The following is a 23,393-nucleotide window of genomic DNA, read 5'->3' as shown; positions in this document are numbered from 1 at the left end:
CAATTATTACACGTTAAAAAGGAAGTGCATCACATCTCCATCCTGAACAATGTAGTCCTTTCCTTCAATCTTCAGTTTTCCTGCTTCCTTAACTTTAGCTTCAGATCCATACTCTACGTAAGTATCGTATTTGATCACCTCAGCTCGTATAAAACCTTTCTCAAAGTCTGTATGGATCACACCAGCAGCTTGAGGAGCGGTAGCACCTATCTTCACCGTCCAGGCACGTACCTCTTTCTTACCCGCTGTAAAATAGGTTTGCTGATTGAGTAGAGAATAAGCTGAACGGATCAACTTAGCACTCCCAGGCTCGTCCAGTCCCATATCTGCCAGAAACATCTGGCGCTCCTCATAATCGTCCAGTTCTGTAATATCGGCCTCGGTGCCTACCGCTAGAACAAGTACTTCTGCATTTTCATCTTTTACGGCCTCGCGCACTTTCTCCACATACTCGTTTCCGCTTGCTGCCGCGTCGTCGTCTACGTTGCATAGATAAAGCACAGGTTTGTCGGTTATGAACTGAAGAGGTTTGATGAAGGCATCGCGTGAATCTTGATCCATTTCTACCGCCCTTACAGAACTACCACCTTCCAAAGCATTTTTCACCTTAAGTAGTGCTTCTTCTTCTTTAATCGCTTCCTTGTTTCCAGTACGTGCTGCACGTTTTACCTTTTCCAGTTTTTTATCAACCGTTTCAAGGTCTTTGAGCTGCAACTCGATATCGATCGTTTCTTTATCACGTAGAGGATCCACGCTACCATCTACGTGAACGATGTTGTCGTTATTGAAGCACCTTAAAACATGTATGATTGCATCAGTTTCACGTATGTTACCCAAAAACTGATTTCCCAACCCTTCACCTTTACTGGCACCCTTTACCAGACCGGCAATGTCAACTATCTCCACAGTTGCAGGGATCACTTTCTCAGGCTGAACCAGCTCTTCCAGTTTTTCCAGGCGTGGATCTGGAACGTTTACTACACCTACGTTAGGCTCGATGGTACAAAAAGGGAAATTGGCACTTTGCGCCTTGGCATTGGACAGACAGTTGAATAAAGTGGATTTTCCCACGTTTGGCAATCCTACGATTCCTGCTTTCATAGCTTGTATTTATTTTGATTTGTGGGATAATCTCTGCAATTATTCCGCTTTCCATCGGTCGCCAAAGGCTTGCCGACGGCTCGACGCGAAAGCGTACACCCGCACAAACTCTATCTTATTTTTAGAACGCGCAAAGATAAGATTTCCCGATCACGAGTTCACCGCTAGAATACAAAAAGCCGCATCTTTTCAAATGCGGCTTCAATTTCTATATCGAAGAATACTTTACTCGCTGTAAATGCTGTCTCGTTGCATTTCTTTCTCGAGATCGACTCCCATGCCACCCAGAATGCTTTTTATTCCTGCGGGATTTATATCGCTACCGTCCAATTCATTAAACATTTTTGCGATACTACCCAGATTCATATCATCACCTAAAATACGTGCAACTCCCATGACTTTATCCTCGTACCTGCCATAAGCAATGATTTCGTCAATCTTTTCAGAGGAACCCTCATAAACAAGATTAACTTTCATACCGTCTGAATTATAGGTAATCAAAGTCTTATAGTCACCATTGGATATAATTTTGTCAAAGACTTCAACCTCCTCCTTTATCCGATTCTCTTCGCCTGGTTTTGCAGGTAGAAGGAGTACGCTGACTTTATCAAGGCTATTATAAGCTTGAAGAGACTCTTCGTCTAGCTTCCTTTCATCTATACCTAAGATCGTTTTAGGAACGGTTTGTTTGTAAAATCCGGGTTTTTCTTCACTATCTACATAGTACGACTGCACGGTAGGGTCGCTATCACATGAAGCAAGCGTGGTCATGATGACCGCGCTTACCGCAATGAGTTTTAAGATTAATCTATTCATGAGTTTTTGGTTTTAACTGTTATTTGTTCTTTGTGGCCTCTTCAATTTGCTTCTGACCAGGTGTGTTGAGAGACTTAGTGATCTTTGAGATCTGATCCATATCGATATCTCCAGAGATGATTAAAAATACCGAATCTTCTCCATCGTTACCGTTACCGTCCATAAACATGATCAAGTCGCGTACTTTTTTATCTGTACTTCCCTTGCGCATGTGGAAGGTAAACATCTGATCTTCTTCCTTTACATGCATGAGTTTTACAAGGTTGTTCTTTGAGATGTAACCATTAACAATTTGTTTCATCTTTTTAGCACTATCACTATTGTCCGTCATGTAGACGCGCAGTTCAGAAAGGTTGTCGACCATACTTTTCATTTCTTTGACTTCATCGTCAGTATCGCCTAGATCTATGTTTGCGATTAACTTGAACATCTCGCTAGTAACCACCGTTTCTGAGGTGTTTTTAAGATTGCCTATGCTATCTAGATTTTGAGCCATCGTTCCTACTGAGGTAACTAAAAAGGCTACTATAAAAATTATTCTTTTCATTTTTTTTGAGTTTAAAATTTGAGTTGTCTTTGAGTACTAGTTGAGGTTATTGCTGTTCTGATTAATTATCTAGTTTGAAAACTTTAGAGACTTTTTTATTGAATTCGGCAGCGGGAGCAAGATTTTCCTTACCGTCGTTAAATTTTTTGCTGACCAGTTCCAGTGCATCCATAGTAGCGGCAAATGCTTGTTCAGGATCATCATAGGTTCCCAGATCTTCTTGCTGTGTCTGGAAAAAGCCGGCGCCCAGAGCAATGAGAAATGAGAATCCAGCGGCAATGGCGAGTCCTTTCCACATGGCAGGAGATGATTGTGATTCACCTTTTGCTTCGGCTTTATAATCACTGAGTACTTCAACTTCGCTCAATGACTTTTCCATATCTACTTTCGCGAAAGCGTCAAATTCATAAGTTCCTTCATGAGCAGCTTCTTCATCAAAGGCGTCAAACAGGTCTCTAAAGGGTTCATGCTCTGCGCTTACCTGGTCACTTTTGAAATAGTCACGCAGCTTGTTTTCTTCTTCTAGGCTCAGCGTGCCTTCCCAGTATTTATCTAATAAATCGTTCATGCGATTTCTGTTTTATATTGTTCTTCAATCAGTTCGCGCAGCATTTTTCTGGCGCGGCTCAGGGAAACGCGTACCGCTGTGGGCTTCATCTCCATGATATTTTCAATGGCCTCGTAGTCATAGCGCTGTATGTCTCTGAGCTGTATGACCGTTTTATACTGCTCTGGTAGTTGATTGATCATTTTCCGCACCATTTGCACTCTAGAGTGGCGTTCCAGCTCCTCTTGTGCATTCAGGCTGTCATCATCGTAATTGCTATGTACAATCTTCAAATGACTTGCCTGTTTGCTTTTAAGCCGGTCCAGCGAATAATTCTTCACCATTTGCATGGCATAGGCTTCTTTGTTTTTAACTGTTTCCAGCTGCTCGCGTTTCTCCCACAATTTTACCATGACCTCTTGTACCGCATCTGCAGCCTCATCTTCTGATCGCAACAGTCTTCTGCTCAAAAAGAACATCTTTTGTTGTACGTCCTTAAAGATTGTGATAAAGTCTCTTTGGTTCATTATCGTGGTTATACTAGCATGACGAGTCAGTCTCCATGTTGTTACAAGGTATCAAAAAAAATTCCTGCTGGTGGGCAGGAATATTTTCTTTTTAGGTTTTCAGTGGTTTATGTCATAACGCTTTCGCGAAAGCGAGATCAAAAAATCTACCTCGCCTATTGCTTGCGCTTCGACTCCGCTCAGCAACCTAGGGCAGGCAGGTTCTCGAATGGAGAACAAAACTTTACCTAGCCACCTGCAATTTCAAAGTTGCTCTGCTGTCAACTGAAATAATGTTGATCAAGTAGCTACCTGCAGGAAGATTGTGATGAATAAGTTGATTGTCCCCAACAGATTTGTTCAACACTTTTCTACCTGCTAGATCAAATATCACCAGCTCCGCACGATCCTCGAGGCCGTCTATTTTAAAACTGCGATGACTCGGGTTTGGATAAAGCGTAAAACGAACTAGGCTCTCCGTAGCATTAGAAAGCGTAAAAGTCTGTCCCGACTGATTTCCGTAGATAAATTCTGCCAGTTCTGGTATGTCTATGAATGGATTACGGTTGTTTTGCCAATTGAAGATCACATTATTGCGATTCATTTCAAAATCATCGGCGGGATCATCGCGGTGCCATTGAATCAAGGTCGCTAGATCGCCTAACTGACCCACGGTTGAATCACTAGGATTTCCGTTGACAAGATCCAATCCATTATACCTCAAATCCATGTAAAACAGCGCTCGGGCGACATCACCATGCCAACTTCCCTGAGAACCAGCTGGGCCATTATATTCTGGATAATCGCTATTACCGCGACTACTATTTTCTGGACCGTCTGTGGCGCGTAAGTGGTGTGCATCGCTATAGCCGTGTCTGAGACTGTCGGCTCTGGATTCGGTGAAAACATTGATACCATCGGCAATGTCATCATACTCAATACCAAAAAAGTCTCCTCTTGATCGTGGATAAATGTGCTCGCGATTCCACAAACCTACACTACTGCCGCCTGAATCCTGAAAATCGCGTATGGGTCGCTGTTGTTCTGTGTACATTAACCACACCTGATTGCTGTTAAGAGGAGATTTGTCTGCCTCTTTTAAAATATCTGTCACATCGCTGTAGGTATGAATGCGTGCTCTGCTTGGGTCTGCAATGATCGCTGTAATTTCATCTCCCAAGGCCTGGCCAGAAAGACCATCAAGCGAGTCATAATAATTTGAAGGTGCTGTGCTCGCAACTATACCGTAAGTTGGGTTGAGCGGTGTACCGTAACTAGCCACGACAAAATCATTATCAATGACCAGCACTTGCTCGTTATCGTTCAATCTTTTGAATCCCTGTGGTAGATTGTTTTGAATATTGATCTGTAAAAATTCATCGCCTTCATCCAGACTATCGTCAATCGTATTGAAAGTAAGCGTAGTAGAAAGCGTATTAGCTAAAATAGTTACTTGCGTAGCTCCAGTATAGTCGCTGCTGTCATACCCGCCGTTATCGAGCGTAAAATTCAAAACCAGATCTTGTGGCTGGACCTCAGTAAGAGTAAAAGTGATGTCAAAGGATTGACCTTCTGTAATCTCATCTGTAGAAGTAGCGTAACCTACACCTACGTAAGATAGTCCTACAGCATCGTTCAGCGAAAATGGGGTAGGGACTTTGGCCTCATAAGTTCCATCATTTTTACGTTGCAAGGATTCAAAATCTTTATTTCCGTTTTCATTTTCATTATACTGAACGCTCTCACCCAACAGATTCAGAAGATTCTGATTATCAGGATCGCTGGTATCGTAAACTAATGCATCAATCAAATTAGTAGTCGTGGCAAATGAATTTCCCTCTGGAAAATCGGCAGGCTCGCCTAAGTAGATTCCTACCGCATCGGCCCCATTTTGAAAATTGTCGTTGAAAAAAATACGCTCTGGTACGGGAGATACGCGAGGCATGCCTATGACCACAAGCCCGTTTTCATCACTAGTGAGGCCATCAAGATCCTCTACAAAATAGGCGCGTCCCTGTCCAGTCGTGGTACTTGAACTCCCATTAAACAAAACCATGATGTAGCCATCAAGGGATTCAAAAGGGTTATCTGTTTTTAATTCAATAAATTCAAGGGTGTCCGTACTTTCTGTATCGGCGTCGAGCTCGTTGATAACGATTTGCGCTTTCGCGAAAGCGGAACCTAAAAGCAGGACAGCGAGTGTCCAAATTTTCATCATCTTCATATTTTGCAAAGGTAAGGTTTTGCTGAGATGAAGTGTAATGTAACAGGTTACGAGTGCGTTAAGAGTGAGCTGCAAACTTTAATTAATAATCTTAATTCTCAATCTTTTCTCGCAAGAAGGAGTACAGCTCATCAAATGAGATGTTAGTTACCTCTGATTTTGAGATAACCTTCGTATTTTCCTTATTCCCATAGGGAATAAGGATTAAATGCTCTTACTTTCTCTTTAGTTCTTCAAAATCAGAGCAATAAGTAAAAGAGCAATGATTTTCATAATGAACTCTTAGCGCTTTTTCAGTCAGGATTAATGAAGCTGATAAGTTAAGCTCAGGAGAAGACAGCAATTTTCTAATTTCTCTCAAATGACCGTCTTTCAGTCTTTGATAACTCTCTTGATGTACATGAATCATGATAAGGCCATAGACCGCAATTGCAAAGAACAACGTACTCAATTCATTTCCAAAAAAAAGTAGGATAATACCAATCAAAATAAATACAGTAGTAAAAATTACCGACCTACGAATCTTCAAAAAATCCTTCTCATAGACATATCTAAAAGTGATCTTAGTTTGTTGTAAATAAAGTTCCTGATTGAATGGAAGCTCTAATGTTATCAATGAAAAGGGACAATTTTAAATTCCTAAAACTAATCCTTCTTCATCAAATAATCCAGAGCAAACTGATCATAATATTCCAACTCCTCCAAAGGCCGCCCTTCTTCATCAAAAATCTTACTCCAAGTATTCAAAGGTTCCCAAATGCAAGTTCCATTTCTACGATCATCTGGAAGAGAGAAGGCGAGATCATTAACGGCTTTCTTGAAGGCGCTGTATTCTACCACGTTCACATCTTTCTGGTAACGGTTAATTAGATCGTGAGCATTGCTATTCAAATCGTCCAGCGTGCAATGCCAAATGGGATAATAGGAAAGTCCGATGATATCAAACTCCACTCCGCGAGCGATCATATTATCAAACCAGAATACCGTTTCCTCATTCTGTCCGCCCAGAGCGAGGTGCATCATGACCGTAATTTCAGGATCTACTTCTCGCACCGCACTCACTCCTGATTTAAGCAAGCCAGCAAGATTGTCCAAATTTGAAATATGACCTTCTGGCCACACCATGCCGTGATTGATCTCGTTTCCAACTTGCACCATATCGGGTAGCGTGCCTTGTGCTTTAAGCTTATTAAGCACTGATTTTGTGTACGTATTGAGCTGAGTTTTGAGTTGATTGAAATCCAGTCCTTCCCAAGCCTTAGGCTTGAATTGCTTTTGTGGATCTGCCCAGGTATCACTGTAATGAAAGTCGAGTAGGAGGTTCATGCCGGCATCTTTGACGCGTTTTGCCATGGCAAGGGTGTGATCAAGATCACAAAACCCTTTTTCTGGAGAATATCCCTGTGGATTCTCAGGATTGACAAAAATGCGCAGTCGCACATAGTTCAAGCCGTGATCTTTCAGAATCGAAATAGCATCTTTCTCCACACCTTTGTCATAGAACTTCATACCTCGGGCTTCCAGCTGAGGAAGAAATGAGATATCGGCTCCCAGCATTTCTGGAGTGATTTTAGAACTTGGGGTAATTTGATCTGCTGTAGGTTGCAATAACTCTACATCGTCTGGTATGGTGTGGATTTCATGAGACGCATTGCGTAATCCTTCACTACTCACTTCGACCTGAATGCGATCGACGGTTTTACCCGCGATTAGGTAAAGTTTTTGTACTCCGTTTTCAATGTTTGACTGCCATACAGAAAGGGTATCACTTTGTGATACTTGTTTTAGTTCTGAACCGTCTTCAGCGCTAACGCGAGCATCTCCTTTAACGCTAATCTTAAATGGTTTGTGGATATTTTTAATTTCCATACCGCTGCTGTCGGTGGCGCTTATGCGCAACAGGGATTGATCCTTACCATCAGCCAGCATGGTGGTTTTGTAACTGGCAAATACGAGCGCTACAGGCTCACCAGTTTCTACTTGATAATACTCAGTGTAACCTTTCAAGTTAGGCTCCTCCTCAATTGCTGTGACTGAAGAATCATTAACCTTGGACTTCTCTTTACAAGACTGCAGGAGTATCGCAAAACCAATAATAAATAACACATTGACACAAATGCTGCTCAGGTTTTTAAAGCGGAATAGATTCATAATTTTATACTTAAGGAGCTTGATTTTAACGGCGGAATTCAAATAGATTTCAAACTAATCTCGGCAGACTTCAAGTCTTTACCAGTAACCTTAAGTTTAATGTTGCCCGGTTTTTCTGTAGACTTGACCAAAACTACCAGCTTGCCGCTGAATAATTTCATAGTGGGCAAATGAAACAGCTCCAGTGAGGTTGCATCACCATTGCAAGCCGCGCGATATTCTCCAGCGCCCGTAACTTTAAAATCAAGCTGATTTGTTGCCGTAGGGCAGGGGACCCCATTTTTATCTACAACAGATACGGTGACAAAAGCAATATCCTCACCATCGGCTTTTAAAGTCTCCACGTCTGGATCTAGAATCAATTTGTGCGGTTTCCCAGCAGTTTTGATCTCTTTTTCGGCGGCGGGATTACCGTTTTCATCGAGTGCTACGACTTTAAGCGTGCCTGGTTCATATTTCACATCCATCCACATGAGACGGTAGCGATGCTGTGGCGTTTTATTATTTTTGGTCTGTACGCCTAGACTTTTTCCGTTTAGGAATAATTCTGCGCTGTCGTAGCTTGTGTAGACAAAAACTGGGGTGGTTTCTCCTTCACGACCTTCCCAATTCCAGTGGGGTAAAATGTGTAGCGTTTCATCTACTGTATTCCAGCGGCTGCGGTAGAGGTAATAGCGGTCTTTGGGCAATCCAGCTAAATCATTAATCCCAAAATAAGAACTGCGTGATGGCCATGCTTCATCATAAGGTGTGGGTTCCCCTAGATAATCAAAACCTGTCCACACAAACTCGCCTATGACCCACGGCTTGTCGTCTTGAAGTACAAAATCATTATCGGGTAAATTAGACCAGCTGCAGTATTCCAGATCGTAGGAAGACGACTGGAAATCAGCATAGGTTTTCATGCTGGCTTTCTCTACTGGAAACTTATAAATTCCTCTCGAACTCACCGTGGATGCGGTTTCAGATCCCAGCAAAAAGCCCTGTGGAAAGCGTTCATAAGCTTCTTCATATAAATGAACCCGATAATTCAATCCAGGAACATCCATGATCGCGCCAAAACCCGATTCCATCACCGCCTTCACTTGATCCATCCCAACGGTCACTGGTCGGGTAGGATCTTCCCGATGAAAGATATCCTGAAGCCACTTAGCCCGCTTAACGCCCTCGCTTCCCCACTGGTCTGGCACCTCATTTCCTGAACTCCACATAACAATACTCGGGTGGTTTCTCGTAGCGCGAACTAGGTTCACAACATCTTGCTCGGCATATTCATCAAAAAACCGATTGTATCCGTTCTCAACCTTCGGCTTTTTCCACTCGTCAAAGCTTTCGGCTAAAAACATCATGCCCATTTCATCACATAATTCAAGCTGTTCAAATGAGGGCATATTATGTGCACTTCTTATCGCATCAGCGCCCATATCCTTTAAGATTTTGAGTTGTCTTCTTAGAGCACTTTTATTCACTGCCGCGCCTAAAGGACCTAAATCATGATGCAAACAAACTCCCTTGAACTTGCGAGTTTCCCCATTCAAGCTAAATCCTGTTTCAGGACAGTAGTTCAGGCTTCTGATCCCAAATCTTTTACGCTGCTGATCGACTAGTTGATCCCCATCATAAAGATTCAATTCTGCGGTATATAAATAGGGATTTTCAGGACTCCACAGTTCAGGATCATCCACCTTTAGATTCAATTCAAAAGAGTTGTTGATGAGGTTCTCGCTTTCGCGAAAGCGTAACTCCTCACCATCTTCACTCAAGATACGCGCCTCAAGTTTCAAACGTTCTCCACTCACCTGAGTAGTAATTTTTACCTGTGCCTCTTGTTCAGAAATGGAAGGCGTGGTAATAAATGTGGACCAATGATCAAAACTGGACTTATTTTTAACGATAACGTTCACATTACGGTACAATCCCGCTCCAGGATACCAGCGCGAGGACTTTCCTACGTTAGTCAACTTAATGGCAAGTGTATTTTCTAAATCGGGATTGATGTAGTCTGTCACGTCAAAATAAAAATAGGCGTAGCCATATTTCCATTCTCCCACTTTTTTCCCATTGAGAAAGATTTCAGGCTCACTCATCGCACCTTCAAACTGTAACAAGACTTTTTTTGAAGCGTCAAAATCGTCTATCGTGAACTGCGTGCGGTACCACCCAGTTCCTATATAAGGCAGTGCGCCGGTACGCCCTGTTTTTTCTGTGGCGACTTTTTCACCATTTTGGGTGATGGCGACCACCTGTTTATCGACTTCTTTGTTAAAAGGACCGTAGATCGCCCAATCATGAGGTACACTAACCTCTTGCCAGCTGGAATCATCAAAATCAACTTGAAAAGCTTGTGGATGCTCCCCTTTGATAAATTTCCAGTCCTTTTTCAGAGTTATGACTTCTCGAGATTGTGCCTTGATTGAGAACTGAATACTGAAAATGATACTCAGGCAAATGAAAGCTTTTGAAATTCTAATCATTAAGGGTAGCGTTGTAAAAAGTCATACCTATCGTTGCCCGGTTGTTTTGATCAAAGAGGGTGGCGTTATCCCAGTGCGAGCCTGTAGCCCAGAGTGTGGAACATCCCGTAGACACCCATGCAGGCTCCCAGTATATGAGTCCTTGACCACCAGCATTTTCAATCACTTCCTGCAAACGATTCAAATAATCAAGTTGCCCTTGAGGCGATGCAGGGAAACCACCGGTCAGTGCATCTTGGCCCAAAATATTGTTTGCTGCATCTGCATTATTCATGGTAAACGGATAGGCAGTTTCAACGATCATTAATTTTTTATTGTAATCATTAATGAGCGAGGTAAGCGGTGCTTGAACTTGGTTCAAATCATATTCTGACCATATAGGATAATATGACAAACCTATCCAGTCATAGTCCGTCACTCCAGCATCTGTAGCCTGATCAAACCACCACAAACCATTTTCAGGCTGGGCAATGTGCAGCATGACCTCAATCTCCTTGTTTTGTTCTTGTGCGACATTGCGCACGGCTAGTATGCCTTTGTTAATCAAAGCGGCATTACGCGTCCAGTCAATAGGCCAGACCAGATCCCCATCTTGCAGAATCATGGGATTGATCTCATTACCTACTTGAACGATATTGGGAAGGAGGTTTTCACTCGCAAGCTCTGTGAGGGTGTCATAAGTGTAGTCGTAAAGTAAATTGCCGAGTGCCGGAGTATCATCGATTGAGGCGATCCAGGCAGCAGGGATTTGCTGTTTTGCAGGATCAGTCCAGGTGTCTGAATAGTGAAAATCGAGCAGCACCTGCATGCCCTCATCCTTTGCGCGCTGTATGGATCTTTTTACGTCTTGCAGGTTAGAGTAGTTAGTCCATGTAGGGTTGTGCCACAATCGCAGTCGCACGATGTTTGCACCCTCCTCTGCAAAAATGGAATAGGGATCTTGAACAATTCCATCGCGGTTAGAATAGATGGCGCCACAATCTTCCATCTCATTTACATAGGATAGGTCTGCACCATAATAGAAAGAAACTGGTTCTGGAACGCTTCCCACATTTCCATCGTCATCGTTTTCAGAGACAGTTGTATTCTCGTCTGAGCAAGAACTTGCTGCGAGTAGTGTCATTGCAAATATGAATTTGAGCATAGTAGTGTATTTACGCTTTCGCGAAAGCGAGATTTGTATAATATCCATTGGTATGAAGTTACTTAATCGTTTGCGAGTAAAGTTCGTTGAAGTTATCATAATTACTAGTTAATGAGTCAAAACTAAAAATTTACTTTAAAAAAACCTACCAGTACCTACCAGTTTTTTTATATGTTTGTGGCATGGGAATTATAAATGTCGATTCTAATATAGGGGTTCCTAAGTACAAACAAATTATCCAATCTGTTGAGCAGGCGCTACTACAGGGTCAGTTGAAGAAGGGAGATAAATTGCCGTCTATCAACAGTATAAGTGGTAAGTTCTCCCTTTCCAGAGATACTGTTTTAGTAGCTTTTGCCGAACTGAAAAAGCGTGGAGTGATTGCTTCAAAAGCGGGAAAGGGTTATTACATAAATAAAGAGGATATTACTGTTACCAAAAAGATTTTCTTATTGTTTGACGAGTTAAATATCTTCAAAGAGGATCTTTATAATGCATTTATTGAATCGCTAGGTGAAGAAGTTCAGGTAGACATTTTCTTCCACCATTTTAATACTACAGTATTCCACAAACACATTAATGATAACTTAGATAATTATCACCACTACGTGATCATGCCAGCAGGTCTGCCTGAAATAGACCAGATATTGAAAAAACTCCCACAAGATGAGGTCTATTTACTAGATCAATCCCATCAAGATCTGAGTAACTACTCTGGGGTGTTTCAAAATTTTTATAAAAATGTACTTGATGGATTAGGTCAGTTGTTGCAAAATGTATCGGTTTATAATGAACTTATTCTCATTAAGCCTAAATCATATCAACCGGAAGGAATTTTTAAAGGGTTTCATGATTTTATCACGCAATCCAGAATACGAGGTCGACAAATTAACTTCAAAGATCAGTGGGACGTTCAAGAAGGTAAGGTCTACTTTGTCTTGGACGACCGGAGTTTGATTGAATTGATCCAAAAAATTAAAGCTACAGATCTAGAGATAGGTAAGAGCGTAGGAATTATCGCCTATAATGATTCCATGCTCAAGGAAGTTGTGGAGGGAGGCATAACCACGATCTCCACAAATTTTAAAGAAATGGGATACCGTATGGCAAAAATGGTCCTTAATTCTGAGAAAGGGAGCATTGAGAATACTAACCGTATACTTTTAAGAGAATCATTATAGATGTTCAAAATCAAGTACAACATAACTAAAGGGTTAAATGAAGTAGTTCTTTACAATGATGAGAGAGCTACTTATCTGGTTCTTGATCTGAATCACGGAGGTAGAACAAAGTCTCTCATTGTTCAGGGTGTTGAGATCATTTCAGATATTAAAAATCCTGTCTATCCAATTAGTTTTGCTGGTGCTGTGTTATTTCCCTTTGTCAATCGTTTACAGCGAGGTAGGTACACTCACGATGGTACTTTATACCAGTTGTCGTGCAATGAAAAAACAGGCGAAAATGCCATACATGGCTTACTTGCAGATAAAACTTTCAAATTAATAGAACAGTACAGAGATGAATCACAGGCGCGAGTGACGATAACACATCATTCAGCTGGTAGGATGGAAGGATACCCGTTTCCATTTGACCTTAATCTTGTATATTCTTTAGATTCTGATGGCGTAAAACTTCATGTGCAAATCAGTAATAGAGGTAAGCAAAGCATGCCGTTTACCTTAGGCTGGCATCCTTATTTCGCTCTGCCCGCTCCAGATTCATCTAGCTTGACGATTAATGGATTAAATACCTATAAAACTGATTATAAAGGTATTGTAGTAGGCTCTAAAGATTTCAAGAATAATAGTGCCATCAATCTCAAGGATGCTGAGCTGGATGATGCGTTCAAGGTTGATGCTAAAATGGTTCAACTCAAAACAAGTCGGTACAGTTTGCATATGCGTTCCAGTGAAACCGAGAATTATATGCAGGTGTATCTACCTAAAAATTCAAAGCATATTGCTATTGAGCCTATGACAGGAGTATCAAATAGCTTCAATAATAAAATAGGTCTACAATTTATTGAACCCGGTTCCAATTATTCATTACAGTGGGATTTACGAATTTATGATGTAACGCCTGAATCAAATCTTTAATCAAATTATTTCCTATGCAAATCATAGCATTCTTAGCATTTACAGGCTTGGTCGCATTAATTTCTTACCTGAAAACCAGATCGTCAAAAGAGTCTACACTTGAAGGTTACTTTTTAGGAGGTCGATCTCTCACAGCAGGAGTCATCGCGGGATCTCTTCTCCTCACTAACCTATCCACAGAACAAATTGTGGGACTCAATGGCTCGGCTTATGAAAGTGGTCTCTCGGTAATGGTTTGGGAAACTCTAGCAGCCATTGCTATGATTGTAACAGCAATTTATTTATTACCCAGATATCTCAAAGGTGGAATTACGACAGTACCACAATTTTTAAAAGATCGATTTGACACCACTACTAAGACTATAACCTCTGGACTTTTTCTCACAGGCTATGCCGTGGTGCTATTACCTATTATTTTGTATTCTGGATCACTGGCTCTGAGTGGTATGTTTGATATTCCTGAGCTGCTAGGTGTATCTAAATCAACGGCACTTAAATTGTGCATATGGGGAATAGGTGTGATCGGTTCGGTTTATGCCATCTTCGGCGGGCTAAAGGCTGTGGCAGTCTCTGATTCCATAAATGCCGTAGGTTTATTGCTAGGTGGATTGTTGATACCCGTTTTCGGACTGCTTTTGATAGGTGATGGAAATATTCTAGAAGGCTTGGATATACTCACAACAGAACATCCAGAGAAATTCAAATCAGCTGGTAAGTTGACTGATCCGGTACCATTCTATACCATTTTTACGGGAATGATGCTGGTGCAGCTTTTTTATTGGGGAACTAATCAGCAGATCATTCAGCGTGCACTGGGAGCAAAAGATTTGAAAGAGGGCCAAAAAGGTTTGTTACTGGCGTCTTTCATTAAGATTTTGGGGCCTATCATCGTTGTACTGCCTGGACTTATAGCCTTTCATGTATTTGATGGTGGTCTGGAAAATGCAGATGACGCTTATCCAGCACTGGTAAAGAAAGTACTTCCTGGTGCTTGGGTTGGTTTTTTTGCAGCGGTCTTATTTGGAGCTATTCTCAGTTCCTTCAATAGTGTTTTGAATAGTTCTGTAACCCTATTTGGGATGGATATTTATAAACAACACATTAATAAGAAGGCTGATGATCAATCTGTGGTGAAGTATGGAAAGCTTTTCGGGATTTTACTGGCCATTTTTGCAATGATTATTGCACCATTTATTGAAGACGCTGGTAGCCTCTATGATTACCTGCAAGAGGTAAATGGTATTTACAGTATTCCTATTCTTTCCATTATAGTGGTAGGATACTTTACTAAGAGAGTTCCAGCAATAGCTGCAAAGATTGGCTTACTCAGCGGTTGTATCATGTATATTTTCAGTCAGTTTGTCTTGCAACCTTATTTTGTAGAAAGCGCTCTAGATCAAGCCCAGGCACAAAATATTACTGCAGCTGCAGATCTTGCACTCATTGAAGCTCAGGCATATCCGCATTTCTTGGATATCATGGCGATCCTCTTCTTATTGAATATAGCAATCATGTTGCTTATAGGGAAATTCAAGCCGCAGCCTGTCCCTTATGAAATCACCCATACTAAACAAGTGGACATCACTCCTTACAGGTATTTATATTCGGCTAGTATCGCCATAACCTTAGTCGTAGTAGGAATTTATATTTATTTCGCATGAAAAACTCTGAGTTAATTGTAACTGTTCAAGAAAAATTTCTGCAAGAATTTGATCAAAAAGGCTTGATGGTCTTTTCGCCTGGTCGCATCAATTTGATCGGTGAACATACTGATTATAATAACGGGTTTGTGTTCCCTGCTGCAATAGATAAAGGAATCGCTCTAGCTATTGAAAAAAGTGAGCAACCCCATTCCAGAATCCTGTCTCTTGATATGGAAGATGAGATGTTGATGGATATGGATAATTTCGCTCAAGGCGAAAGCTTGTCCTGGAAAAGTTACATCAAAGGCGTAGTCGCCGAGATTACTAAAATGGGTCACACGATACCAGCCTTTAACTGCGTTTTTAAGGGAAATATTCCCGTAGGTGCGGGCTTATCCTCATCTGCAGCATTGGAAAACAGTTTGGGATTTGCTCTGAACGAGCTCTATGATCTTGACCTCAATAAAGAACAACTCATACGCATCTCTCAACGGGCAGAACACAACTACGTGGGAGTGCAATGCGGCATTATGGATCAGTTTGCGAGCATGTTTGGTAAGAAGGACCACGCCTTGTTTTTAGATTGTAAGACATTAGAATCATTAGAGGTGCCCATACCTCTGGTTGACTATGAGATTGTTTTGGTCAACTCAAATGTGAAGCATGATCTTGCAGAAAGCGCTTATAACGATCGATTTCAGAGCTGTCAAGAAATATGCGTTAAGCTGGGCAAGGAATCTCTAAGAGAGGCTACCCTGGTAGATTTAGAGCAAATTAAACCTCAAGTAGCTTATCAAGACTATGTGAAGGGTTTATTTGTCCTTCAAGAAAACGAGCGCGTACTGAATTTTAAGTCTGCCTTGGAGAACAACGATTTGGATAGGGTAGGTGAATTATTGTATGAGTCCCATGAAGGTTTGAGCAACCTGTATGAGGTTAGTTGTGAAGAGCTTGACTTTTTAGTAGATCTCGCTAAACAAAAGCCTTACGTCTTGGGATCTAGGATGATGGGTGGAGGTTTCGGAGGGTGCACTATCAACATCGTGAGGAAGTCAGAATGTGACGAGTTTGAGTACGCTTTCGCGAAAGCGTTCAAAACAAAATACCACAAAGATTGCAGCATTTATAAAGTAGCCTTGAGTGAAGGCACAAGAGTCATAGCATAAAGACATGGAAAAATTTTTAACAGATCAGTCCCACAAACGTTTCAATATTCTTACGAGAGAGTGGGTTCTCGTTTCACCCCATAGAACCAAAAGGCCGTGGCAGGGTAAACAAGAGTCATTACCTGCGATGGACCGCCCTAGTTATGATCCTGCCTGCTACTTATGTCCTGGAAATGAACGTGCCAGTGGCGATGTTAATCCAGACTATGAGGATGTCTTTTTTTTTGAAAATGATTTTGCGGCTTTAAAATCCCAGGTCGAAGAACAAAAGTTTGAAGATGGACTCCTGCGTGCTGAAACAGAATCAGGGATTTGTAAGGTAATTTGTTTCAGTCCAGACCACTCTAAAAGTCTTGCAGACATGTCTATAGACGGGATAGATAAAGTCGTGAAGATGTGGCAAAGAGAATACAGAGATCTCGGTAATCAAGATCACATTAACTACGTCCAGATATTTGAGAATAAGGGAGAGGTAATGGGATGTAGCAATCCACACCCTCATGGTCAGATATGGAGCCAGTCCTCCTTACCTAACGAGGTGGTGAAAAAAGACCGCAGCCAGCGCTCTTATTTTGAAAAACATAAAAAATCAATGCTAGGCGAATACCTAGAGCAAGAACAGGCGTACAATGATCGTATTATTTATGAAAATGAGGCGTTTATCGTATTGATTCCTTTCTGGGCAGTTTGGCCATATGAGGCGATGATAGTTCCTAAGACTCATCAAACCAATATTCTTGAAATCCCCACTGCTGAAACTTCGCTATTTGCCGATGCAATTTCTAGGCTAACTAAAGCTTACGACAAGCTCTTTGACTGTTCTTTTCCCTATTCCAGTGGTATTCATCAAGCCCCAACTGATGGGAAGGATCACTCACACTGGCACTGGCACATGAGTTTTTATCCACCGCTGTTGCGCAGTGCTACCGTTAAAAAGTTTATGGTGGGCTATGAAATGTTTGCGAGTCCCCAGCGTGATATAACTGCAGAGTCTGCTGCTGAGATTTTGAGAGATTTATTTTAAGATGTTATCGATAGAAAAATCCAATAAAATTTAATTTTCAAACAAAATACAAACTGGCTCTGGTGCTTCGACATCGTTCAAAAAACTGAGTTTTCCAGTTGATGAATCACGTTGAAAACATACGATATTGTTGCTGTTCTGATTTGCTACTAAAACAAAATTACCATCTGGTGATAATGAAAAATTACGTGGATCCTGACCTCGAGTAGATTCAAAACCGATTTGTTTTAAACTTCCATTGTCTAAAACACGATAGATCACGATGCTATTACGACCGCGATTTGAAGCGTAGAGAAATTTACCATCTGGCGAGAGGTGGATGTCAGCGGCTTTGCTGAACCCGTTGAAGCCTTCTGGCAAGGTTGAGTAACTTTGACCTAGTTCATAAGTATCTTTGTTCTTTTTAACTAATGAAATCGTATTGTTCAGTTCGTTGAGTACGTAAATAATTGGTTTTGTTGCGTGAAAGGCAAGATGGCGTGGTCCAGCGCCGGGACCCATAGCAAGGGTGTCTGTAATGATCATTTTGTCGTTTTGAAGCTCTGAAAACCAGAGCTCATCTGTTCCTAGATCTACTGTAACGACTTGCTGCTTTGAGTCTGGTAAAAAGTAAGCAGAGTGTGCGTGAGGACCTTGTTGCCGGTCGGTGGTGCCTTTACCCGTATGTTGCTCGATAAATTTCAGATCAGAAAGCGATCCATTCTCTTCAAGTGTCAACAAACTTACTGTGCCGCTGGAGTAATTGGCGACTAAGATTTCATTTCTTTCATTTATGGTCACGAAACAGGGATGAATACCACCACTAGATACTTGATCTTGATGTATTAAACTATCGCCTTGGATTTTGAAAGCCGTAATCGTGCCAAGATCCTTTTCATTGACTGCTACTAAAGATTTTCCGTCTTTGGAAAGAGCGAGATAAGAGGGATTAATGGTTTCAGCAACGATGCCCAAGTTTTCCAGTTCACCCTTTTCGTTCAATGCATATTTATAAATGCCCTTACTTTCTCCACCGGTATAAGTACCCACGTAGAATAGTTGTTGATCGCTGGAAACTGTATCGTTTTGCATTTCTCTATTTTGATGATTGCAGCTTATTACCATCATTGAAGTAATGATAACAACCGCGATTGAGAATAGTCTGTTTATGACGAAATGGGAAAGGCGCAACATGTATGAATGTTTATGCGAAATCTACGATTTGTTCTACAATAAACTAAATCGCTTATAACAGTTGATTTAGCTATTTAAAATCACCAAAATATAAACCCTGAGCCGAAAGGTTCAGGGTTTCATTATAAATTACAACCATGTCACTATGAAGCCGAGGGTAGGAGATTCTTGCGGTCTATCGGGACAGAATCTGTTTTAAGCTTTTGAGAAGGCTACTGATTCTATAGTCATTTTTAGCAGATTCTGAATCTGCGCTGCGTTGGTCCAGAATGACAGAATATTATCGCACTAAAATCCGCTCAAACTCTCCTTCAGAATTTTTCATGACCAGCATGATGCCCTCACGAGGATCACGATTTTCAATCGCTCGCTTGAGATCTGAAGTGCTGTTGATCTTTTCATCATTAACCTTCACAATCACATAATCCTGCATCGCGGCACTATATTTTGAAAATTCGCCTAATGCTCGGGTGATTTTCACCCCTTCGTTAACTTTAAACAATCGTTTTTCTTCGGCATCTAGATCGCGCACCTCCAGATTCAACTCCGGAATTTGAATAGTGGAGTTCTTGGTGATTTCCACTCGGGTTTGTCTGCGGTCGCCATCTCTGAAATAGGTCACATCAACGATATCCCCAGGATTTTTAGTTGCTACATAACCAGTCAAATCGGCAAAAGTTCTGATTCTTATGCCGCCTATGTTAGTGATAATGTCGCCGCTTCTCAATTTCCCTTTTTCGGCTCCGCTGCCTGGTACTACATCTGCCACGTATATTCCTTCACTGCGATCTACGCCCAGTTGCTCAGCAAGACTACCGTTAAGGTCACGACCGCTTATGCCCAGCATACCGCGTTGAACCATTCCATATTCCATCAAGTCTTCGATGATCTTTCTTGCATTGTTGGACGGCACCGCAAATGAATATCCTACGTAAGATCCAGTTCTTGAAGCGATAGCGGTGTTGATACCTATCAATTCACCGTTCATGTTCACCAAGGCACCTCCAGAGTTACCAGGATTTACGGCGGCATCCGTTTGGATAAAACTTTGCATCACATCATCACGCTCGTCCAGGTCACGACCTTTAGCACTGATGATTCCAGCGGTTACCGTACTGGTCAGGTTAAATGGATTCCCCACAGCCAGCGCCCATTCACCGATCTGCACCTGATCACTATCAGCAAAAACCACATAAGGTAGCGGATTCTCCGTATCGATTTTCAAAAGTGCGATATCGCTAGATGGTTCTGTACCTACTAGCTCTGCGGAATAAGTTCTGCGATTGTTCAAAGTCACTTGAATTTCTCTGGCGTTCTCAATCACGTGATTATTGGTCACGATGTAACCATCTTCAGTAATGATGACTCCGCTACCGGTTCCTATGGCTTCGCGATAGGGAACTCGACCGCGCATCACATCGGCAAAGGATTGTGGTGCTCGGGTCACGGTTTTGTTAATGACGTGGACCACGCTGTTAACAGTTTTCGACGCCGCATCCCTAAAATCTACGTTTTCCATACTCTCGGGCATCTCGTAGCTTACTTGGCTTACGGCCAATTCAGGTTGAGCATTGTCTTCTTTAAGTAGATAGCTATTCTCTTGGTTTTCTGTGATATAGGAATATCCTCCTACGGCAATGGCGCCGCCCAAGACCGCAGCACCCAGTGTTTTGAAGAATGATTTCATGTGCATTTTTATTTCTTTTTCAACTTAAATTTATTAATTCCATTGTCCTTTTCTAAACGGATTAACAATTTTTAACCTACTGATTTCCCACAGTCAATAATTACCTTTGCGACCATGGAAAGCTTCACGTTTTATAAATACCAAGGAACTGGAAATGACTTCGTCATCATCGATAACCGTCAAAATATTTTTTCCAAAAAAGATGCCAAGTCCATCAAGCATCTCTGTGACCGCAGGTTTGGAATAGGGGCAGACGGGCTCATACTTTTAGAGAATCACGGCTCTCTTGATTTCAAAATGGTCTACTACAATGCAGACGGTAATGAAAGCAGTATGTGTGGCAATGGCGGCCGCTGTATTTCTAGTTTTGCCAAGTTTCTGGGATTGGTAGAAAACCAAACAACTTTTGAAGCCATAGACGGTGCGCACGTGGCAAAGTTTCTTGATGACACCATCGTAAGTCTCAAAATGAGCGATGTGAAGAACCTGAGCGTGCTTGATACTCATATTTTTACGGATACAGGATCTCCTCATCACGTAGAATTGACGGATAACGTAGATCACGTAAATATCAAAGAAGAAGGCCGCTACATACGCAATAACACCTACGGATCTGAAGGCGCCAATGTGAACTTTGTACAGCCGCTGGGCGATAATAAATTCAAAGTACGCACCTACGAGCGCGGCGTGGAAGATGAAACTTTGAGCTGCGGAACGGGAGTAACCGCGGTCGCACTCGCCATGTTCCACTCGCAGCAAACAGACAAAAACCAAGTAATCCTTGAAACCCAAGGTGGTGCGCTGCAGGTTTCTTTTGAAAAAGACGGTGTGGGTTACAACCATATTTGGCTTACCGGTCCCGCCGTTCAGGTCTTTAAAGGAACGTGGTCTTGGTAAAGCTCAAAAACGATATGTGCTCGCTACGCGCCGTAGATACTGACGATCTCGAGTTTATTTACGAGCTGGAGAACAATCCGGCGTTGTGGGAATTTGGGCACACGCTCACTCCTTATTCTAAGCTTACCATACGCGAGTACCTGGAAAATGCCCACCGTGACATCTATGAAGTCAAACAGCTGCGACTGGGCATTTGCAACGCACAGAACCAGATCAAGGGCGTGATCGACCTCTACGATTTTGACCCGTACCACAAGCGGGCTGGGGTAGGAGTGGTCATCAATCAAGAGAGCGACCGGGCAAAGGGCTTGGCTACTGCCGCGCTGGAACTTATGGTGGACTATGCCTTTGACCACCTCAGGCTACACCAGTTGTATGCAGGTATCGCGCAGGATAATTATGCGAGTAGAAAGCTGTTTGAAAAATTACGCTTTCGCGAAAGCGGGATAAAAAAAGACTGGATCACCACACAAGATGGTTATAAAGATGAATACCTCTACCAATTGATCAATGAAAAATTATAAGAAGATCATAGTGGCTGTGCTCATGCTGGGGCTAGTAGGCATGGGCGTTTTTGCCTACCGGGTGTACGATACGTTTTTTGGCGCCAATACCAATTTCACGACGGAAACCTACGAAGTTTTCATCCCTACAGATGCCGATTATAATACGGCGTTCCGCATTATTGCTGATGGGGTGGAAGATCGGGATGCGCTGCACCAGACGGCCGTGCGTAAAGGCTATGTGAATAATGTGAAACCTGGGCGGTACATTTTGCGCAAGGGAATGAACAACCACGAGATTATCAATACCGTGCGCAGTAGAAATGTGCCGGTCAATGTGCGTTTTAATAACCAGGAGCGCATCGAGAACCTTGCGGGCCGCATCGCGACCCAGATCGAGGCCGATAGCCTGAGTTTGCTCAACGCGATGCTGGATGAGGCGTTTCTTGAAGAAGCTGGATTCACCGAGCAAACGGCGCTGACCATGTATTTACCCAATCAGTATGAGGTGTACTGGAATACCAGCGCGGCGGCTTTTAGGGATAAAATGCTGGCGTACCACCAGTCGTACTGGAATGCAGATCGTTTGGCAAAAGCCGAAAAACTGGATCTTACGCCACAAGAAGTCTACACGCTGGCCTCTATTGTGCAAAAAGAAACCGCCAAAACCGATGAACGACCACGCGTCGCGGGTGTGTACCTGAACCGCCTGCAACGCGGCATGAAACTGGATGCAGATCCTACCGTGATCTACTCAAAGAAAGAAGTGGAAAACGACTTCGCCCAAGTGATCAAACGCGTGCTCTACAAACACCTTGCGATCGACTCGCCCTACAACACCTACAAATATGCGGGTTTACCGCCGGGACCTATCGTCACGCCAGACTTGAGCGCGATCGAGGGCGTGCTTAACGCTGAGGATCACGACTACCTCTATTTTGTAGCCGATACGGAGAATTTTGGCTACCATAAATTTGCCAAAACTCTTGCACAGCACAACCGCAACGCTGCTGCTTATAGGAGGTGGATTGCGAGGCATTAGGGGGTTTGAAGAGCTTGTGAATTTTACTTGCTATTCGGGTATAAAATGCAATATCCTAAAGATACTCAAGCTTAAAGACAATATATGAAATTTTTTTTCGTGTTGGTTCTGGATTTTATTGGTCTCAAGACAGGGTATAAAACCCTGCAATTTCATTGCAGTACTTTAGTTATGCGAAAAAATCTATACATTGGTCATTATGGGATCAGCACAGAGAAAAGGCTCGCATACGGTAACTCGCCTCACTTGTCATATTGTATGGTCAACGAAGTATAGGTATAAGGTTTTGGAGGGCGACATCAAGATTCGCTGTCGTGATCTCTTGATACAGATCTGTGAATCTGAAAGTGTAGCGATACTGAAGGGTGTGGTCAGCTCAGATCACGTCCATATGTATGTTGAGTACCCGCCAAAATTAGCAATCAGTATTTTGGTCAAAAACCTTAAGGGTCGGTCATCACAGAAGCTGCAACAGGAGTTTCCAACATTGAAAAAGCGTTACTGGGGGAACCACTTTTGGGCTACCGGCTACGGAGCATGGAGCAGTGGCAACATCACGGATGAAATGGTCAGCAACTATTTGGAACATCATCGCAAGGAGAATGACGACGATAATTCCAACTTCATATTGGAGTAATCAGAGCAAGGACTT

At 42.3% G+C, this 23,393-nt stretch carries 21 protein-coding genes; 9 read left to right on the top strand and 12 right to left on the bottom strand.

Annotated elements, in window-relative coordinates; translation table 11 throughout:
- Positions 1 to 6 precede the first annotated feature (6 nt).
- The 10 genes from ychF to BST97_RS04240 form a co-directional block, all read right to left on the bottom strand.
- Complete coding sequence (gene ychF / locus BST97_RS04285; protein ID WP_085766070.1) at positions 7 to 1,101, bottom strand: redox-regulated ATPase YchF; 1,095 nt, start codon at positions 1,099 to 1,101, stop codon at positions 7 to 9.
- 225 nt (positions 1,102 to 1,326) lie between these two features.
- Complete coding sequence (locus BST97_RS04280) at positions 1,327 to 1,917, bottom strand: DUF4252 domain-containing protein (protein ID WP_085766069.1); 591 nt, start codon at positions 1,915 to 1,917, stop codon at positions 1,327 to 1,329.
- Positions 1,918 to 1,936: 19 nt separating this feature from the next.
- Positions 1,937 to 2,464, bottom strand: a complete 528-nt coding sequence (locus tag BST97_RS04275; RefSeq protein WP_085766068.1) for a DUF4252 domain-containing protein — start codon at positions 2,462 to 2,464, stop codon at positions 1,937 to 1,939.
- A 61-nt stretch (positions 2,465 to 2,525) separates the two neighbouring features.
- A complete protein-coding gene (locus BST97_RS04270; RefSeq protein ID WP_085766067.1) occupies positions 2,526 to 3,032 on the bottom strand; it encodes a hypothetical protein in 507 nt (168 codons plus the stop codon).
- Complete coding sequence (locus BST97_RS04265; protein WP_085766066.1) at positions 3,029 to 3,538, bottom strand: RNA polymerase sigma factor; 510 nt, start codon at positions 3,536 to 3,538, stop codon at positions 3,029 to 3,031. The genes BST97_RS04270 and BST97_RS04265 overlap by 4 nt, the downstream gene beginning before the upstream one ends.
- Before the next feature lie 223 nt (positions 3,539 to 3,761).
- Positions 3,762 to 5,735 (bottom strand): endonuclease, encoded by a 1,974-nt coding sequence (locus BST97_RS04260; protein ID WP_085768158.1) that lies wholly within the window; start codon positions 5,733 to 5,735, stop codon positions 3,762 to 3,764.
- 220 nt (positions 5,736 to 5,955) lie between these two features.
- Positions 5,956 to 6,357: a hypothetical protein gene (locus BST97_RS04255; RefSeq protein WP_085766065.1), complete on the bottom strand. Its 402-nt coding sequence runs from the start codon at positions 6,355 to 6,357 to the stop codon at positions 5,956 to 5,958.
- Between the two features lie 29 nt (positions 6,358 to 6,386).
- Positions 6,387 to 7,892, bottom strand: coding sequence for a glycosyl hydrolase 53 family protein (locus tag BST97_RS04250; protein ID WP_157111429.1), 1,506 nt, complete (start codon positions 7,890 to 7,892; stop codon positions 6,387 to 6,389).
- A gap of 38 nt (positions 7,893 to 7,930) precedes the next feature.
- On the bottom strand, positions 7,931 to 10,366 hold the full coding sequence (locus tag BST97_RS04245; protein ID WP_085766063.1) for a DUF4982 domain-containing protein: 2,436 nt from the start codon (positions 10,364 to 10,366) through the stop codon (positions 7,931 to 7,933).
- Positions 10,359 to 11,558 (bottom strand): glycoside hydrolase family 53 protein, encoded by a 1,200-nt coding sequence (locus BST97_RS04240; RefSeq protein WP_245833660.1) that lies wholly within the window; start codon positions 11,556 to 11,558, stop codon positions 10,359 to 10,361. The genes BST97_RS04245 and BST97_RS04240 overlap by 8 nt, the downstream gene beginning before the upstream one ends.
- A gap of 134 nt (positions 11,559 to 11,692) precedes the next feature.
- On the opposite strand from BST97_RS04240, the gene BST97_RS04235 reads away from it, so the two are divergent.
- The 5 genes from BST97_RS04235 to BST97_RS04215 are packed head-to-tail and all read left to right on the top strand — an operon-like array spanning position 11,693 to position 17,439.
- A complete protein-coding gene (locus BST97_RS04235) occupies positions 11,693 to 12,691 on the top strand; it encodes a GntR family transcriptional regulator (RefSeq protein ID WP_085766061.1) in 999 nt (332 codons plus the stop codon).
- A complete protein-coding gene (locus tag BST97_RS04230) occupies positions 12,692 to 13,606 on the top strand; it encodes an aldose 1-epimerase (RefSeq protein ID WP_085766060.1) in 915 nt (304 codons plus the stop codon). It begins immediately after the preceding gene.
- 14 nt (positions 13,607 to 13,620) lie between these two features.
- A complete protein-coding gene (locus BST97_RS04225; RefSeq protein ID WP_085766059.1) occupies positions 13,621 to 15,267 on the top strand; it encodes a solute:sodium symporter family transporter in 1,647 nt (548 codons plus the stop codon).
- Positions 15,264 to 16,415: a galactokinase gene (gene galK, locus BST97_RS04220; RefSeq protein WP_085766058.1), complete on the top strand. Its 1,152-nt coding sequence runs from the start codon at positions 15,264 to 15,266 to the stop codon at positions 16,413 to 16,415. The genes BST97_RS04225 and galK overlap by 4 nt, the downstream gene beginning before the upstream one ends.
- Before the next feature lie 4 nt (positions 16,416 to 16,419).
- Complete coding sequence (locus tag BST97_RS04215) at positions 16,420 to 17,439, top strand: UDP-glucose--hexose-1-phosphate uridylyltransferase (protein WP_085766057.1); 1,020 nt, start codon at positions 16,420 to 16,422, stop codon at positions 17,437 to 17,439.
- A gap of 30 nt (positions 17,440 to 17,469) precedes the next feature.
- Here BST97_RS04215 and BST97_RS04210 read toward each other — a convergent pair whose 3' ends face one another.
- Together BST97_RS04210 and BST97_RS04205 are read right to left on the bottom strand one after the other, a co-directional pair.
- Positions 17,470 to 18,510 carry a lactonase family protein gene (locus tag BST97_RS04210; protein ID WP_245833659.1) on the bottom strand — a complete coding sequence of 347 codons (1,041 nt, stop codon included), beginning with the start codon at positions 18,508 to 18,510 and terminating at the stop codon, positions 17,470 to 17,472.
- 382 nt (positions 18,511 to 18,892) lie between these two features.
- Entirely contained in the window at positions 18,893 to 20,299 is a 1,407-nt protein-coding gene (locus BST97_RS04205; RefSeq protein ID WP_085768157.1) for a trypsin-like peptidase domain-containing protein, read from the bottom strand.
- Between the two features lie 114 nt (positions 20,300 to 20,413).
- On the opposite strand from BST97_RS04205, the gene dapF reads away from it, so the two are divergent.
- From dapF to tnpA, 4 genes are all read left to right on the top strand, one after another.
- The gene (gene dapF, locus BST97_RS04200; protein ID WP_085766055.1) at positions 20,414 to 21,196 is read left to right on the top strand and encodes a diaminopimelate epimerase; all 783 of its coding nucleotides are present in this window, start codon (positions 20,414 to 20,416) and stop codon (positions 21,194 to 21,196) included.
- Entirely contained in the window at positions 21,184 to 21,720 is a 537-nt protein-coding gene (locus tag BST97_RS04195) for a GNAT family N-acetyltransferase (protein WP_407668581.1), read from the top strand. The genes dapF and BST97_RS04195 overlap by 13 nt, the downstream gene beginning before the upstream one ends.
- Complete coding sequence (mltG, locus tag BST97_RS04190; RefSeq protein ID WP_085766053.1) at positions 21,707 to 22,741, top strand: endolytic transglycosylase MltG; 1,035 nt, start codon at positions 21,707 to 21,709, stop codon at positions 22,739 to 22,741. Before BST97_RS04195 ends, mltG begins: the two co-directional genes overlap by 14 nt.
- Before the next feature lie 199 nt (positions 22,742 to 22,940).
- On the top strand, positions 22,941 to 23,378 hold the full coding sequence (gene tnpA / locus BST97_RS04185; protein ID WP_085766052.1) for an IS200/IS605 family transposase: 438 nt from the start codon (positions 22,941 to 22,943) through the stop codon (positions 23,376 to 23,378).
- Positions 23,379 to 23,393 lie beyond the last annotated feature (15 nt).

Origin of the sequence: Nonlabens spongiae (assembly GCF_002117125.1) — a bacterium.
Classification (GTDB): domain Bacteria; phylum Bacteroidota; class Bacteroidia; order Flavobacteriales; family Flavobacteriaceae; genus Nonlabens; species Nonlabens spongiae.
This window is presented reverse-complemented; position numbering and strand designations above follow the sequence as displayed.

What these genes read in the sequence shown, in the direction of transcription:
- BST97_RS04225 (WP_085766059.1), top strand. Translation starts at nt 13,621, where the DNA reads ATGCAAATCATAGCATTCTTAGCATTTACAGGCTTGGTCGCATTAATT.
- BST97_RS04235 (WP_085766061.1), top strand. Translation starts at nt 11,693, where the DNA reads ATGGGAATTATAAATGTCGATTCTAATATAGGGGTTCCTAAGTACAAA.
- BST97_RS04240 (WP_245833660.1), bottom strand. Translation starts at nt 11,558, where the DNA reads ATGGATATTATACAAATCTCGCTTTCGCGAAAGCGTAAATACACTACT.
- BST97_RS04210 (WP_245833659.1), bottom strand. Translation starts at nt 18,510, where the DNA reads ATGCAAAACGATACAGTTTCCAGCGATCAACAACTATTCTACGTGGGT.
- mltG (WP_085766053.1), top strand. Translation starts at nt 21,707, where the DNA reads ATGAAAAATTATAAGAAGATCATAGTGGCTGTGCTCATGCTGGGGCTA.
- BST97_RS04215 (WP_085766057.1), top strand. Translation starts at nt 16,420, where the DNA reads ATGGAAAAATTTTTAACAGATCAGTCCCACAAACGTTTCAATATTCTT.
- tnpA (WP_085766052.1), top strand. Translation starts at nt 22,941, where the DNA reads ATGGGATCAGCACAGAGAAAAGGCTCGCATACGGTAACTCGCCTCACT.
- BST97_RS04270 (WP_085766067.1), bottom strand. Translation starts at nt 3,032, where the DNA reads ATGAACGATTTATTAGATAAATACTGGGAAGGCACGCTGAGCCTAGAA.
- BST97_RS04265 (WP_085766066.1), bottom strand. Translation starts at nt 3,538, where the DNA reads ATGAACCAAAGAGACTTTATCACAATCTTTAAGGACGTACAACAAAAG.
- ychF (WP_085766070.1), bottom strand. Translation starts at nt 1,101, where the DNA reads ATGAAAGCAGGAATCGTAGGATTGCCAAACGTGGGAAAATCCACTTTA.
- BST97_RS04275 (WP_085766068.1), bottom strand. Translation starts at nt 2,464, where the DNA reads ATGAAAAGAATAATTTTTATAGTAGCCTTTTTAGTTACCTCAGTAGGA.
- dapF (WP_085766055.1), top strand. Translation starts at nt 20,414, where the DNA reads ATGGAAAGCTTCACGTTTTATAAATACCAAGGAACTGGAAATGACTTC.
- BST97_RS04245 (WP_085766063.1), bottom strand. Translation starts at nt 10,366, where the DNA reads ATGATTAGAATTTCAAAAGCTTTCATTTGCCTGAGTATCATTTTCAGT.
- BST97_RS04280 (WP_085766069.1), bottom strand. Translation starts at nt 1,917, where the DNA reads ATGAATAGATTAATCTTAAAACTCATTGCGGTAAGCGCGGTCATCATG.
- BST97_RS04230 (WP_085766060.1), top strand. Translation starts at nt 12,692, where the DNA reads ATGTTCAAAATCAAGTACAACATAACTAAAGGGTTAAATGAAGTAGTT.
- galK (WP_085766058.1), top strand. Translation starts at nt 15,264, where the DNA reads ATGAAAAACTCTGAGTTAATTGTAACTGTTCAAGAAAAATTTCTGCAA.
- BST97_RS04250 (WP_157111429.1), bottom strand. Translation starts at nt 7,892, where the DNA reads ATGAATCTATTCCGCTTTAAAAACCTGAGCAGCATTTGTGTCAATGTG.
- BST97_RS04260 (WP_085768158.1), bottom strand. Translation starts at nt 5,735, where the DNA reads ATGATGAAAATTTGGACACTCGCTGTCCTGCTTTTAGGTTCCGCTTTC.
- BST97_RS04205 (WP_085768157.1), bottom strand. Translation starts at nt 20,299, where the DNA reads ATGAAATCATTCTTCAAAACACTGGGTGCTGCGGTCTTGGGCGGCGCC.